This is a genomic window from Rahnella sp. WP5 (genome assembly GCF_000745615.1).
GTDB classification, from domain to species: Bacteria; Pseudomonadota; Gammaproteobacteria; order Enterobacterales; family Enterobacteriaceae; genus Rahnella; species Rahnella aceris.
Map to the genome: position 1 here is coordinate 1 of NZ_JQJR01000015.1, position 15430 is coordinate 15430.

The window sequence follows — 15430 nt, forward strand, 5'->3', positions numbered from 1 at the left end:
TTCTTTTTCTCTTCCCGTCCGGGCGACTTGTCAGTCGTTGTTCCCGGTCAGTGGAGGCGCATTATAGGGAGTTCTCAGAAGGCCGCAACCCCTAAAATACAAATAATTTACCGACCGCTGAATCTTTCATCAAATGATGTTTAAAGCGACAATTCCTGGATACTTCTGAAGCCATATGCCTGTAAAACAGGCAGCAAACTTTGTGCCTCTGCAGTCATCGCCATGCAGTAGGCGACACACTCGATTTCCACATCGGCTTTTCTTTCAGGAATTGGCACATGAGAAGTTTCAATTAACCAATGCGCGCGCCTCGCAATCGCAGAACCCGAGTCGATCATACGCGTACCATCAGGCAAAACCTGTGACAGCTCTTGCGAAAGCAACGGGAAATGCGTGCAACCTAAGACCACCGTGTCTGGCGGTTCACGTAAGCGCAACCAAGGATGCAGGATTTTCTTCAACGCCGCTAACGAAACCTCTTCACCATGCAGCTTCGCTTCCGCAAGTTCTACCAGTTCCGCCGAACCCAGCATCAGAATCTGACAATCCGTCGCAAAGCGTGCGACCAGATCATGCGTATAAGGACGCTGAACTGTCGCACGGGTCGCCAGCAATCCGACCACACCATTACGCGTTAATTTAGCTGCAGGTTTGATTGCCGGGACAACCCCGACAACAGGACAACTGAATTTGGCGCGTAATGCGGGGAGAGAAACGGTGCTCGCAGTGTTGCAGGCGATGACAATAATAGAAAGGGGATGGCGTTTCGCAACAGCGGTGACAATCTCCACCACGCGCTCAACGATAAACTCTTCGGATTTCTCGCCGTAGGGGAAAGCCACATTGTCGAAGGCATATATATAGTGCAGGTCCGGCAACATCTGCCGGACCTCATCATAAACCGACAACCCGCCGACGCCAGAATCGAAAACCAGCACCGTCGGGCGGTCAGGAACTTGTGTTGTATCAGAAGGTATAGCTTCCAGTAAGGTTGTACTCACGTCCTGGTGTTTCGTAGCCATAAACCGTCTCGTAATCTTTATCAAAGAGGTTGGCAATTCTACCACGAACCGTCAGATGTGACGTTACCGGATATGACACAGCAAGATCCCAAAGACTCACACCACCCAGGCGTACATTTTCATTGGTGTTGTAATTCTTATCGTATCGTTCACCCAAATACTGATAATTGAGCGACCAGTCAAAATCAGCTACAGTCCAGTCGAGCTGATATTTCGCCTGTTGTTTAGCACGGCGTAATAAAATCTCGTTGGTCTCAGCATTGCGGGGATCTAAATATTCCAATGTGACCTGATGCCTCAACGGACCCGTATCGAAAGACCCGGTCCATTCAACACCCTTAATTGTTGCCTTATCGATATTGTAATAACCGAATTGCTGATTGTCGTAACTGATCATCTGATCGATGTCATTACGATAAGCAGACAAACGCCAGTTCAATGGTCCGGTCAGGCCTTCCAGCCCACCTTCCCATTCTTTACTTTCTTCAGGCTTAAGATCGGCATTACCGCCAAAACTGCCATATAACTGTCCCAGATTAGGCGCTTTAAACGCTGTTCCGTAAGACGCAATCAAACGGTAGCCGTCAATAAACTCCCAGGCAGCACTACTTTGCCAGGTGCCATGCGAACCAAACTGTGAATTATCATCATTACGCACTGCGCCTTCAAAAGTGAAATCGCTCACTTTTTGCTGAGCTGTCGCGTACACACCCGTGTTTCGTTGGGTATAGCCATCGGTAATATAGTTGGTGCCTGGCTGAGTACTGAGTTTCTGCCAGTCAGCGCCAGCGCTGAGAGTTCCCTGCCCTACCTGGAAGGTGTTTCCCCATTGCAGGTTGTATTGATCTGAATCGTCCAGCGTTGCAGAAGCGGAATAAGGACCATATTTCGGGTCATAATTGTAGTCTTTAGTATTGCTATAGCTTCCGCTGATTTGCGTCGAATAGATCCCTTGCTGGAAGCGCAACCCGGTATCGTAAGTCCGGCTGTACAACTGGCGTGTGTCAGGCAGCGCATCACTGTGTGCCGGATCTGCGTAACTGTATGTTCCGTCATAGGCCGTGCGGTTATCAAAACCGTATGCGCGGGCAAAACCGCTGAACTGGTCGTTGAACTGATGCTCAAGACCTGCCCAGAGCGTCTTACTCATGAAGCCATCACGATCAGGTTGACGCGGATCACCGTAATTATCCGGCAGATTCGCCACCACATCGGTACCTTTTGTATAGGTATAGTTCCCCGCTACCGTCAGAACAGTATTCTCACCGAGTTTCTGCTGCGTTGAGCCGTCATAAGCCTGATAGCCGTTTGAACCAATACCGGCTGTCAATGTCGTGCCTAATTTATCACGCGTGGTAATGATGTTAACCACACCCCCAATGGCATCGGAGCCATAAACTGCCGAGCGTGGGCCACGAATAAACTCAATACGCTGAACCAGAGAAATGGGAATCTGGCTGATATCCACCGCGCCGGAAATACCTGCCTGGTTAAGACGCACACCATCCATCAGCACCAATGTGTGGCTGGCATTCGTTCCGCGAACAAATAATGAGGTCTGCTGGCCCATTCCACCGTTCTGGGCAATATCCACGCCCGGTAAACGACGCAAAACATCAGCCACAGATTTTGACTGCCACCGGTCGATATCTGCGCGCGTGACGATATCCGTCGGCGCGAGTACTGAGGAAACGGGCTGTGGAAAACGGTTCGCGGTAACAACCAGGTCATCACCACTGTTTGTGGAAGTGCTGTCTTGCGCCCACCCTGAAAAAGCCGTGACAGATAATGCCGTCAGCAGCACATGCTTTTTAATTGTCATGAATCGAGCATCCAAACTTAATTGGCGGATGCCGCAGAGGATCACCGACGGTATTTCGCGACGACGATGATTAATGCGACGTAACATCGGCAGGTCTTCGGACTTAGGATTTGCAGGCTAATTAATTACGTCGTAATTAATTAAAAAATACCCGCACCGGGCGATGACTTCCCATCTCCTCTTCTCTCTTGTCTTTATATAAAGAGGGAAAGAGAAAGAAGAAACAGTGTCTGCATAATAAAGAATGCTATCGCCGTGATTTCCCCATACCGCTGCGCGCCAGTTCCGGATTCACACCGGATTCCCTTTTAACTCAGTCAATGAGGCCGAAGCGCAATCCTACGATCAACCCATTTGGAAATCCAGACATCCGTAACGTCAGGTATGTTTTACCGGAAGAAATGCAACAAAGGTGGACATAGGAGTGACTTTCCCTACAATCCCCGCAAAGTTTGTTCATTTACTTCCTGTTAGACGAGATAACCGATGACGCCTGAAAACCTGCCCATTGAACACTATGACGACCAGTTGGCGGAAAAGACCGCACGTCTCACGGCGATGATGTCGCCTTATAATGCGCCGCAGCCTGACGTTTTCCGTTCTCCTGTCAGCCATTATCGTATGCGCGCCGAATTCCGCGTCTGGCACGATGAAGGCGACCTGTACCACATCATGTTTGATCAGCAGACCAAAGCCCGTGTGCGTGTGGACCAGTTCCCGACCGCCAGCGAACTGATTAACCGCCTGATGCCTAAGCTTATTGCGGCCATCAAACAAGATCCGGCATTGCGCCGCAAGATCTTCCAGATCGACTATCTGTCGACCCGCAGTGGCAAAATCATTGCCTCGCTGCTTTACCATCGTAAGCTTGATGACGAATGGCAGCAGGCTGCTACCGCCTTGCGCGACCAGTTGCGCGCTGACGGGTTTGACATCCAGCTGATTGGCCGTGCAGCCAAAACTAAAATCATGCTCGATCAGGATTATGTCGACGAAGTCCTTCCGGTGGCGGGCCGCGATATGATTTACCGTCAGGTGGAAAACAGTTTCACCCAGCCAAACGCTGAGATGAACATTCAGATGCTGGAATGGGCGCTGAAGGCCACGGAAAACTCGACCGGCGATTTGCTGGAACTTTACTGTGGTAACGGCAACTTCTCGCTGGCTCTGGCACGCAACTTCCGCCGCGTTCTGGCGACAGAAATCGCCAAACCTTCCGTCATAGCCGCGCAATTCAACATTGCGGCGAACCATATTGATAACGTGCAGATTATCCGCATGGCGGCCGAAGATTTCACACAGGCGCTGAATGGCGTACGCGAATTCCGCCGTTTGCAGGATATTGATTTAAGCGGGTATGAATGCAACACCATTTTTGTCGACCCGCCGCGCAGCGGACTGGATGACGAAACTGTAAAAATGGTGGCAGGCTATGACCGTATTCTTTATATCTCCTGCAATCCGGAAACACTGTGCGCGAATCTGGAAACACTGAGCAAGACGCACCGCGTGACACGTCTGGCGTTGTTTGATCAGTTCCCGTATACGCACCATATGGAATCTGGCGTACTGCTGGAAAAAATCTGACAGCGGATGAAAAAAAACGGGCACCTTTTGAGTGCCCGTTTTTATTTCAGTCCGTTATCCACGATACTACAAATAGACCCGGAGATATTCTGACAGACACAGGATCGCCATTGCCTGTCCGTAAGGCATCGAGGTCAGCGCGATTTCACGATAGAAATCGAGATCATTCCCCATCGCCGTTCCGAATGACGTTTGCGTCAGCTCCCCTGCCGGGTTGATGTGTTTGATCACCCCCTGAATGGCTTTCTCCGCCACCGGCGCATAAGACGCATTGATATAGCGTTTACGCACGGCTTTCAAAATGCCATAGGCGAAACCGGCGGTCGCTGAGCTTTCAAGATAAGATTGCGGGTCATCAAGCAGCGTATGCCATAGACCGCTGTCATCCTGACATTTCGCCAGCGCACTGACCTGGCTTTCCAGCACCTGCAATAAATAACGGCGGGTTGCGTTGTTTTCCGGCAAATCCACCAGCTCGAGGAATTCCGGAATAGCAATCGTCAGCCAGCTGTTACCGCGCGCCCAACGGGCCTGGGCAAAGTTATGATGCCCGTCAAATGTCCAGCCGTGGAACCACAGACCGGTCTCGCGATCCATCAGATATTGCACGTGCATCAGGAACTGATACGTCGCTTCTTCGACAAACTCCGGACGATCCAGCAATTTGCCGATTTTCGCCAGCGGCAGCACGCTCATCATCAGCGTGTCATCCCACATTTGCTGGTGATTTTCGTTGTTATAAACGATGTGCTGCATCGCGCCTTTATCGGTGCGCGGCATTTCATACATCACCCATTCCGCCCAGCGCTCCAGATAGGGACGCCATGCCGCATTGCCGGTTTCCTCGTAGCGATACGCCAGCGTCAGGAACGGGCTCATGGTATTGACGTTTTTGGTCGGCGTGCCTTCCGCCAGACGCGCGGTAAACCAGTCGTCGATCACCGCACGCATTTTTTCGTCACCAGTCTGCTGATAATACTGATAGATACCGTAAAGCCCGATGCCGTGCGTCCACTCCCAGCCTGCCCAGCCTTTGGTATCAATCACGCGGCCATCGTCGAGGCGTAACAAGAATTCACCGGTTTTATCTTCGATATTCACCAGATTGTTGGTCACGTTGTGGATCAGCGATTTCAGTTCCCCGCGAGAAATGAAATGTTCCGGCTGTCGCAGCAAGGCACTGTGTTTAACTTCAAAAACTTTCATGGCGTTCTCCTGTGAATTCAAAATTTATAAACGTCCCTGGACCGGCATTTCAGCGGTATTTTCACGGGTCAGCTTTTCGGGAGGCGGGTTATTGCGATGCAGATAACCGATGTTGTTATTGCCCCACAGAGATTCGTATTTCATTCCTGTCAGCATTTCGACCGTAGCCCGGTCTTCCGGCGTAATTTGCTCCGGTACGATACGGTTAGCATCACGCATTTTCTGCGTTTCGCGGGTCAGCACACCGTGCGTTTTCTGATTAAGACGGAAGAACAGGGAGATGGTGAAACCGATACTGAGCATCAGCAATGACCCGATCACCAGTACACCAAGAATGGTATGACCGACTGCCGGAACCTGCTGACTTTGCCCGGAAACGAACCCGGCAAGTTGCAAGATAATCCCTACCAGCATCACCGCACCGGCCTGTGATGCTTTGCGGGTCAGCGTCATCACGCCGGCGAAAATCCCTTCGCGGCGCTGACCGGTAATGGTTTCATCAACGTCAGCGATATAGGTGTAGATATTCCACGGCACGTAGTTGATCCCGCCACGGCCAAGACCGGCCAGCGCGGAAATCAGCAGCAGTAATGACATCGAATCATTCATACCGGTGTAATACAGCACGCCGTACGAGATAGCGGCCAGCCCGAACAGGGAAACAGCCAGACGATAAGATGGTGCAGGACCAAAGCGGATACACAGCGGGATCATGCCAATTACCGCCACGAATTGCAGAATGGCCATCATGCCCATCAGGTTGGAGGCAATTGCAGCACTTTGCATCAGCACGAACACGACGTAATAGGTGAAGACGGCATTAAACACGTCCTGCGCGATATACCCGCCAAGGTATAACCCCAGATGTTGACGGAAAATCTTGATGCGCAGCGTCGAGGATAATTCCACTTTCAGACGTTTCAGGCTTTGCGCCAGCGTCAGTTGCTGACGTTCGCGCTCAATTTTCTTCGTGGCTTCAGATTTGAGCTCTTCCGGTCTTTCCCAGGTAAAGAAATACACCAGTGTCAGAACGAATGCGCAAATTACCGCAAAGACCAGGCTCGAATAGAAGAAGGAAATGGCATTATCTTTGCCGAAATGCTGCAACAGAATCCCCGGCAGGAAGGCCGCCAGAATCGCTGACAACTGTGCCAGAGCGATACGGGCGCCGGAAAATTTAGTTTTCTGTTTGAAATCATCGGTCATTTCCGGCACCAGTGTTTCATACGGCACCAGAATCATGGTGTAGACGATATCGAACAGCAGATAGGTCAGCAGATAATAGACATATCCCATGTCTCCCACCCACATGAAACTGTAGCTGAACACACAAGGAATACCGAGCAGGATGAAGAACTTGCGGCGGCCAAAACGCTTGCCGAGCCAGGTGTTGCCGAAGTTATCAGTGAGATACCCCATCAGCGGGCTCAGCACCGCATCGGCTACGCGCGCGGTGGCAAAAATAAAGGTCGCTTCAATGGGCGAAAGACCGCAAAACGTGGTGTAAAAATAGAGTAGCCACGCCGCAGTCAGAGCTGTCGTACCCGCCCCGAGAAAATCGCCTGACCCGTAAGCGATGTAATTAAAGAATCCGATTTTACGTGTTTTCATTGCCGTGTTGCCTCTGTTAAATCACCTATAGGCGTAGGCTGAATGCGAACGAAAATACTTCGTCCGGCCATGATTCAAATTAACGAGGAGCAGGAATGAAAACCTTTTGGTTTTTGCCACTCAAACGGACTTTATGGCAAAGAAATGAAGAAGTGGGCGATCAATATCTAAATATTGAACATAGGTTTGATATTAATGAAATGACAGTTCATTAAACGGACTGGATATAAAAAAAGGCAATCCGCAGATTGCCTCGTTGGCTTATGAGGAAGGACTACTGAGCGGAAGACTTACGTTTTTTCAGCTTCAGACCTATCCAGAAGATCAGTGCCACACAAATCAGCGACGGCAGGAAGTTTGAGCCCAGTTCAGGGTATTCCGCGCGCACGATGGTGCTGTACAGCAACAGACCCAGCAGGAAGCAGGCCGCGGCCAGAACCGGTAACCCTTTCGGCATTTCACCGCGGTGGTAACGAACGTGCAGGCAATACACCGCTAACACCAGCGAAATGATCGGGAAGATCGAAAACGTTACGACAGAACTGAATAACGCATCAAACGTGCCATTAATTGACAGCCCGGCAATCAAAGCCAAAACCAGAGTGCCATTATCCTGGTTCGGTTGTTCGGTCATCTTCTTTACCTCGGGTCATATTAGTGAGGGGGGTCACAGCCGTCCGTTCCTGCTGACGGCGATACCAGTAATATGCGCCTTTGGAAATCATCCGCAGCTGCAACACCAGGCGTTCCTCCAGCTGGCGTCGCTGTGCAATATCCACATCCAGCGCTTCCGCCCCGGCGTTGAAAACGATGATCACCATGGCCTCAGCCTGCGCTTCAGTAAAACTGCGCGGCATATGGTTTTCGAGTTGCAGATAGTCGGCAAGTTCCGCAATAAAATGCTGAATTTCACGGGCGACGGCGGCACGAAACGCCGATGACGTACCGGAGCGTTCACGTAACAACAGGCGGAATGCGTTGGGATTGTTACCGATGAATTCCATAAACGTGGAGACGGATGTGCGGATCACGCTGCCCCCTTTCGCAATGCGCTGGCGTGCCTGGCGCATCAGCTGACGCAGCATCAGACCACTTTCATCAACCATTGTCAGACCCAGTTCATCCACATCGCGAAAGTGCCGGTAAAAGGAGGTTGGCGCAATGCCTGCCTCGCGGGAAACCTCACGCAGACTCAGACTGGCAAAGCTACGCTCGGCACTAAGCTGGCTAAAAGCCGCCTCAATCAGTGAGCGGCGCGTGCGCTCTTTTTGTTGTGCTCTTACGCCCATAACCTTCATCCGGATAGTATTCTTCTTTTTGATTATTCGCCCGATATCGCTTCACTATACCAAAAATTTTAACGGTCGGAGCCAAAGATACAACAGCATAAAGTGGGTCAGAATGTTGCTGCATTACCATTAAATGACAACTGCATGTGGGGTAAATAGGTGTAATATGTTACTTTCTCGTTGTGATTTTGTATAAAAATAGGTTTCGAACCATGCCACAGCACTCACATTTTGATGCCATCATCATTGGCTCAGGCCCTGGCGGAGAAGGCGCCGCGATGGGACTGGTTAAACAAGGCGCCCGGGTTGCTGTCATCGAACGCTATAACAACGTCGGTGGCGGATGTACTCACTGGGGAACCATCCCTTCCAAAGCATTACGCCACGCCGTCAGCAGAATCATCGAATTTAACCAAAACCCGCTCTACAGTGATAACTCCCGCACTATGAGTTCGAGTTTCCCGGACATCCTGCGTCACGCCGATTCGGTTATTAATCAGCAAACACGTATGCGCCAGGGTTTCTATGAGAGAAACCAATGCCAGCTGTTTTCCGGAGATGCCAGTTTTGTGGATGCCAACACCATCAGCATCCGCTATGCCGATAACACACACGAACAAATTACCGCTGATAACATCGTGATTGCCTGCGGTTCGCGTCCTTACCGCCCTGCCAATGTCGATTTTGGTCATCCGCGCATTTACGACAGCGATCTCATTCTTGAACTGAGCCATGAGCCACGCCACGTGATTATCTACGGAGCGGGTGTAATCGGCTGCGAATATGCGTCGATCTTCCGCGGTCTTAACGTCAAAGTGGACTTAATCAACACCCGTGACCGCTTGCTGTCTTTCCTCGATCAGGAAATGTCAGACGCCCTGTCCTATCACTTCTGGAATAATGGTGTGGTTATCCGCCACAATGAAGAGTTCGAGATGATCGAAGGCGTGGAAGACGGTGTGATCATGCACCTTAAATCCGGTAAAAAAGTGAAAGCTGATGCACTGCTGTATGCCAACGGGCGCACAGGTAACACCGATAAACTGGGTCTGGAGAACATTGGTCTGGAAGCTGACAGCCGCGGGCTGCTGAAAGTGAACAGCATGTATCAGACTGCGCTGTCACATATTTATGCGGTCGGTGACGTCATTGGCTATCCAAGCCTGGCATCAGCGGCTTACGATCAGGGACGTATCGCCGCGCAGGCCATGATTCAGGGCGAAGCGAAAGTCCACCTTATAGAAAACATTCCGACAGGTATTTACACCATTCCTGAAATCAGTTCCGTGGGTAAAACCGAACAGGAACTGACAGCGATGAAAGTGCCCTACGAAGTGGGCCGCGCACAGTTTAAACATCTGGCACGCGCACAAATTGCAGGCATGAACGTGGGTAGTCTGAAGCTCCTGTTCCACCGTGATACCAAAGAAATTCTGGGAATTCACTGCTTTGGTGAACGCGCCGCCGAGATTATTCACATCGGTCAGGCCATCATGGAACAGAAAGGTGAAGGGAATACTATCGAGTATTTCGTTAATACCACCTTCAACTATCCGACCATGGCAGAGGCCTATCGCGTTGCGGCACTGAACGGCTTAAACCGCCTGTTTTAAGACTGCGGTTCGGTCCATGTAAGGCTGCATGTGCTCTTTGATGGCTTCCGCCAACTGCTCGTAACGCCCGCGCAGTGGCGAACCGGGACGATATACCAGCGCGATGGTGCGTCGTGGTTCCGGTTTGTCACACATCAGATACGTCACGCCGTCACGGCTGCGCTCATTGGGCACAGCCAGTGATGGCAGCAAGGTAATCCCGCTTCCCGCCGCCACCATATTGCGCAGCGTTTCCAGACTGGTTGCCCGGAAATGGGTATCTTCATCCGCGCCTGCCTGGAAGCAGAAACCGAGCGCCTGATCACGCAGGCAGTGCCCGTCTTCCAGCATCAGCAGTTTTTCACCGGCCAGATCGGCCATCGCCACACGATCGCGAGATGCCCATGGATGATCGTCGTAGATCGCCAGCCTCATCGGCTCATCAAACAGCGGCACTTCAATAAACGCTTCGCTCTCTTTCACCAGCGCCAGAATGGCACAGTCGAGTTTTCCGCTGTCCAGCTGAGCCAGTAACTGATGGGTTTGCGCTTCGTGCAGATACATTTCCAGCTTCGGGAAGGTTTTGTGCAGCGAAGGAATAATCTGGGGCAGCAAATAAGGCCCGACGGTCGGGATCAGCCCGATATGCATCGGCCCGGACATCGCTTCACCCTGTTGGCTCGCCATCTCTTTCAGAACTTTCACTTCACGTAACACCGTGCGCGCCTGATCCACCAGCAACAAACCGGCTTGTGTAAACAACACTTTGCGGCTGGTTCTTTCAAGCAACATAACGCCAAGTTCATCTTCCAGTTTACGAATCTGACCGCTTAACGTCGGCTGACTGACATGGCATGAATCTGCTGCGCGGCGAAAGTGACGGAACTCCGCCAGCGCTACCAGATACTCTAGATCGCGAATGTTCATTTTTCCTCCAGTCCCTAAAAGGCAATGAGATAGCTGTTAACGATAGATAAGATAGCAATCAACGATTATATCTATCAACCATTATTGTGAATAATGCCTCCCAGCGAAACGGCAATGCCGAAAATATTTTGTATTTTATTGATTAATTAAGAGGTTATTCATGTTTGCAAGCCAGGAAGGGAAACACGTACCGCACGTTACTTTTCACACCCGACAGGGCGACCAGTGGGTAGATCTCAGCAGCGAGCAGCTGTTTAAAAATAAAACAGTGATTGTGTTTTCATTACCGGGAGCCTTCACCCCGACCTGCTCTTCAAGCCATCTTCCACGTTACAACGAACTGGCTCCGGTCTTTAAAAACCACGGCGTCGACAGCATTCTGTGCGTTTCCGTGAATGACACCTTCGTGATGAACGCCTGGAAAGCCGAACAAAACGCGTCCAACATCACTTTCATTCCGGACGGTAACGGTGAATTCACCAAAGGCATGGACATGCTGGTTGAGAAAGCGGATTTAGGCTTCGGCCCGCGTTCATGGCGTTATTCCATGCTGGTGCGCAATGGTGTAGTCGAAAAAATGTTCGTTGAGCCAAACAAACCGGGTGACCCGTTTGAAGTGTCTGATGCAGACACCATGCTCAAATATCTGGCACCAGAATTTAAAGTACAAGAATCCGTGTCCGTATTCACCAAACCGGGCTGTCCGTTCTGTGCGAAAGCCAAACAAATGTTGCAGGAACGCGGCATTCAGTACGAAGAAATTGTATTAGGTAAAGACGCGACCACCGTCAGTCTGCGCGCCGTGACAGGGCGGGCGACAGTGCCGCAAGTCTTTATCGGTGGACGCCACATTGGGGGAAGTGACGACCTGGAGGTTTACCTCCATTCAGAAACAGAAGCGTTGTGCGAAGTCGCACAATAAGCGTCGGGAAACCAAACAGTAAAATCAGGCGGACTTCGGTCCGCCTTTTTTATTTTACGCTAAACGCGCTTTCGCATCGGCAATCGCCTGCGCGACCTGCTGCGGAGAAACGCCACCTTTGGCGGCACGTTTGTCGAGACAGGATTGCAGTTCAAGGATCGCGTAAACGTCATCGCCAATCACATTGCTGAATTTCTGCAAATCAGCCAGCGGCAATTCTTCCAGCGCCTTCCCCTGATTAATCGCTTCGACCACCGCTTCACCCACAATATGGTGTGCTTCGCGGAACGGCACGCCTTTGGCAACCAGATAGTCTGCCAGTTCGGTGGAATTGGCGTAGCCTTGCTGTGCAGCTTCTTTCGCACGCGGGCGTTTCACCTGAATGCCGTCCAGCACCAGCGACGCCATATTCAGGCAATCCATCCAGGTGTCGAGCGCATCGAACAGCCCTTCTTTGTCTTCCTGCATGTCTTTGTTGTACGCCAGCGGCAGGCCCTTCATGGTCATCATCATGCCAGTCAGTGCGCCTTGTACGCGGCCACATTTGCCGCGGATCAGCTCCAGCGCATCCGGGTTTTTTTTCTGCGGCATCAGGGAAGAACCTGACGTCACGCGATCGGACAAATCAATAAACGCCGCTTCGCCGGTGTTAAAGAAGATCAGGTCTTCGGCAAAACGGGAAAGGTGAACCATACTGATGGCCGCGTTGGACAGCAGTTCAAGAACATGATCACGGTCAGAAACGCTGTCGAGGCTGTTACGGGTCGCAGAAGCAAAACCTAACCAGCCCGCCAGCTGTTCGCGATCCATCGGATATGCCGTACCGGCCAGTGCGCCACAGCCCAGCGGGCTGACGTCCAGACGGGTCAGGGTATCTTTCAGACGGCTTTCGTCACGCGCCAGCATTTCAACATACGCCATGCACCAGTGCGCAAAGGTCACCGGCTGAGCGCGCTGCAGATGGGTGTAACCCGGCATCACCGCGTCCTGATTGGCTTCGGCGGTGGCGACCAGCGCCTGCTGTAAATGATGCAATGCATCGCCCAGTTCAACCACCTGCGCTTTACACCACAGTTTGATGTCGGTCGCGACCTGATCGTTACGGCTGCGGCCGGTATGCAGTTTCTTGCCAAGATTACCGACTTTGTCGATCAGTTTACCTTCGACCCAGCTATGAATATCTTCGGCGTCGCTGGCTAAAATAGCGCGGGGATTGGCACGGACTTCTTCCAGCAGCACGGTCAGCGCCTCTTCCAGCTGGATTTGCTCGTCAGCGGTTAATACGTTGACGGTCACCAGCGCTTTGGACCAGGCTACTGAGCCCACGATGTCCTGCTCTGCCAGCCGGTAATCGAAACGCAGTGAGTCATTGAGTTCTTTAAACCGCTGATCCGCTGCCTGAGTAAAACGTCCGCCCCAAAGTGCCATTTTCCTGCTCCTGAATTTTTTATGCAAAAGGGCGCACTATGCTGCGCCCTTGAAAAGGGTATACCGAATGCGCCGCCGGTGCGTTACGCCAGAATACGTGTGCCGATGGCGACGCCGTTAAACAGTGCCGGTAATTGTTCGGCATGACGCCAGCTGGCAATATCAACCGGACGTCCCAGAGAACGGGCGGCGTCCAGCGCAGCGTGAACTTTGACGATCATGCCATCGGTGATAATACCCTGCGCGATAAGCTGCTCGGCTTTCTCTGCGCTCATTTCCGGAATACGCTGACCTTTGCCGTCAAGAATGCCACTGACATCAGACAGCAGGATCAGATCCGCGCCCAGCGTGGCCGCCAGTGCAGTCGCAGCCTGATCAGCGTTAACGTTCATCAGCTCGCCGTTTGCGGTGATGCCGATAGAACTGACAATCGGCAGGTAGCCTGCGCCGTGCAGCGTGTTAATCAGCGCCGGGTTACCCGCTTCGGCTTTACCGACGAAGCCCAGTGATTCATCCAGTTGTGTAACGCTGACAGTACCGCCGTCTGCCAGAGACAGGCCAACGGCGTTGATATGATTTTTAACCGCCCACGCCAGCAGGGTTTTGTTAGCGCTGCCAGCAAGTGCGCCGGTGATAATGTCAATCTGATCAGCCGGAGTCACACGCAGACCGGCTTTTTTCACCACCGGCAGATTCAGCTTTTTCATCAGCTCGTCAACCAGGCAGCCGCCACCGTGAACAATAACCAGCGGGCGGTGATATTCCTGACGATAAGCCACTACCGCCATGAACAGGCGCTCGAGCGCTTCTTCATTGTCCAGCAACACACCACCTAATTTTATGACTAACGGATTCATAGCTGTTCGCGCCCCGACCGGTTGAGAATGTTAATTAATAACAATATATTTAATTTAATCTAACACCCCTGCGCGTCTGAATAAACGCTCAGGGGCGGTTGTTTTTTGTTTGCTGACAATCTGACGAAGTGTTAAAGCAGTGATTGTGTTTCCGGGAAGCCGAAACGGATATTCATGCACTGAACCGCCTGCGCGGACGCGCCTTTAAGCACATTATCCTCCGTCGCCACCACAATCAGATGTTCGCCTTTCACCGCAAAACCGATATCGCAAAACGGCAGGCCAACCACGTCTTTCAGCGCCGGAACGCCTTTGGTGTACAAACGCACCAGCGGTTTATCGTGATAGGCATTATGGAAGGCTTCCGCCACGTCCTGCTCCGTGACACCCGCGTTCAGACGGCAGGTGATAGTCGCCAGGATACCGCGCGGGAAGTTGCCCAGATGCGGCGTGAAAATCACCGGCACGCCAAGATGCTCGGCAATTTCTGGCTGATGACGGTGGCTGAAAAGTTTGTATGGCTGAAGGCTGACTTCGCAGAAGCTGTTGCCGAGCGTGGCTTTACGGCCTGCACCACTAACACCGCTGGTGGCGTTGATCACCGGCCACTGGCTGTCATTGAGCAAACCATTTTCGATAAGGGGTTTAAGCGCCAGCTGCGAAGCGGTCGGGTAACAGCCCGGAACGGCGATCAGCTGTGCATCTTTTAATTTGTCAGCCTGCCATTCGGCCAGGCCGTACACGGCTTTATCGAGCAGGTCGAGATGCTGATGCTCAAAACCGTAGAATTCGGTATAAAACTCAGGTTTGCTGACGCGAAAAGCACCGGATAGATCAAACACTACGCAGCCCGCCGCCAGAAACTGTGGCGCTAAATCGTGGCTGACTTCATGCGCGGTCGCCAGAAATACCACATCGACACCTTTCGCGGCTTCCGCCACGTCAGTCAGTGGCGAAACAGGCAAATCGACGATGCCTTTTAATTGAGGATGCAAATCAGAAAGTAATTTTCCTGCATCTGCACTTTGCGCTGAAACCGTTAAACCGGTTATGTTCATATGTGGGTGGCGATTCAGGTAAGCAGCGAGTTCGGCTCCGGCATAACCTGTGGCACCAACAATCAGCGTATTTAACATAGGGCTTGTTCACCTTCTCAATTTTTGGGTA

General features: G+C 51.8%; 13 protein-coding genes and 1 riboswitch. Of the genes, 3 read left to right on the forward strand and 10 right to left on the reverse strand.

Annotated elements, in window-relative coordinates; translation table 11 throughout:
* Window positions 1–140: 140 nt before the first annotated feature.
* Window positions 141–1022, reverse strand: coding sequence for a glutamate racemase (murI, locus tag EX31_RS14130; protein ID WP_037035310.1), 882 nt, complete (start codon window positions 1020–1022; stop codon window positions 141–143).
* Window positions 967–2844, reverse strand: coding sequence for a TonB-dependent vitamin B12 receptor BtuB (gene btuB, locus EX31_RS14135; protein WP_013577559.1), 1878 nt, complete (start codon window positions 2842–2844; stop codon window positions 967–969). The genes murI and btuB overlap by 56 nt, the downstream gene beginning before the upstream one ends.
* Before the next feature lie 70 nt (window positions 2845–2914).
* Window positions 2915–3190: riboswitch (cobalamin riboswitch) on the reverse strand.
* Between the two features lie 140 nt (window positions 3191–3330).
* On the opposite strand from btuB, the gene trmA reads away from it, so the two are divergent.
* Window positions 3331–4431 (forward strand): tRNA (uridine(54)-C5)-methyltransferase TrmA, encoded by a 1101-nt coding sequence (gene trmA, locus EX31_RS14140; RefSeq protein WP_037035311.1) that lies wholly within the window; start codon window positions 3331–3333, stop codon window positions 4429–4431.
* A gap of 66 nt (window positions 4432–4497) precedes the next feature.
* Here trmA and EX31_RS14145 read toward each other — a convergent pair whose 3' ends face one another.
* The 4 genes from EX31_RS14145 to fabR all read right to left on the reverse strand — a co-directional run bounded on the left by EX31_RS14145 (window position 4498) and on the right by fabR (window position 8537).
* Window positions 4498–5637 (reverse strand): beta-galactosidase BglB, encoded by a 1140-nt coding sequence (locus EX31_RS14145; RefSeq protein WP_037035312.1) that lies wholly within the window; start codon window positions 5635–5637, stop codon window positions 4498–4500.
* A 24-nt stretch (window positions 5638–5661) separates the two neighbouring features.
* Window positions 5662–7248, reverse strand: a complete 1587-nt coding sequence (locus tag EX31_RS14150) for an MFS transporter (protein WP_013577562.1) — start codon at window positions 7246–7248, stop codon at window positions 5662–5664.
* A gap of 274 nt (window positions 7249–7522) precedes the next feature.
* Window positions 7523–7882: a YijD family membrane protein gene (locus EX31_RS14155; protein ID WP_013577564.1), complete on the reverse strand. Its 360-nt coding sequence runs from the start codon at window positions 7880–7882 to the stop codon at window positions 7523–7525.
* Complete coding sequence (fabR, locus tag EX31_RS14160; RefSeq protein ID WP_013577565.1) at window positions 7857–8537, reverse strand: HTH-type transcriptional repressor FabR; 681 nt, start codon at window positions 8535–8537, stop codon at window positions 7857–7859. The genes EX31_RS14155 and fabR overlap by 26 nt, the downstream gene beginning before the upstream one ends.
* Before the next feature lie 212 nt (window positions 8538–8749).
* Between fabR and sthA the strand changes: the two genes are divergently transcribed.
* A complete protein-coding gene (gene sthA, locus EX31_RS14165; protein WP_037035313.1) occupies window positions 8750–10150 on the forward strand; it encodes a Si-specific NAD(P)(+) transhydrogenase in 1401 nt (466 codons plus the stop codon).
* Here the strand turns inward: sthA and oxyR are convergent.
* On the reverse strand, window positions 10133–11056 hold the full coding sequence (gene oxyR, locus EX31_RS14170; protein WP_013577567.1) for a DNA-binding transcriptional regulator OxyR: 924 nt from the start codon (window positions 11054–11056) through the stop codon (window positions 10133–10135). The genes sthA and oxyR overlap by 18 nt on opposite strands.
* 160 nt (window positions 11057–11216) lie before the next feature.
* Here oxyR and EX31_RS14175 point away from each other — a divergent pair, with 160 nt between their 5' ends.
* On the forward strand, window positions 11217–11978 hold the full coding sequence (locus EX31_RS14175) for a glutathione peroxidase (RefSeq protein ID WP_013577568.1): 762 nt from the start codon (window positions 11217–11219) through the stop codon (window positions 11976–11978).
* Between the two features lie 54 nt (window positions 11979–12032).
* Here the strand turns inward: EX31_RS14175 and argH are convergent, their stop codons facing one another.
* The 3 genes from argH to argC all read right to left on the reverse strand — a co-directional run bounded on the left by argH (window position 12033) and on the right by argC (window position 15399).
* Entirely contained in the window at window positions 12033–13406 is a 1374-nt protein-coding gene (gene argH / locus EX31_RS14180) for an argininosuccinate lyase (protein ID WP_013577569.1), read from the reverse strand.
* 83 nt (window positions 13407–13489) lie between these two features.
* Window positions 13490–14263: an acetylglutamate kinase gene (argB, locus tag EX31_RS14185; protein ID WP_013577570.1), complete on the reverse strand. Its 774-nt coding sequence runs from the start codon at window positions 14261–14263 to the stop codon at window positions 13490–13492.
* Window positions 14264–14394: 131 nt separating this feature from the next.
* Entirely contained in the window at window positions 14395–15399 is a 1005-nt protein-coding gene (gene argC, locus EX31_RS14190) for an N-acetyl-gamma-glutamyl-phosphate reductase (RefSeq protein ID WP_037035314.1), read from the reverse strand.
* Between the last annotated feature and the right edge of the window lie 31 nt (window positions 15400–15430).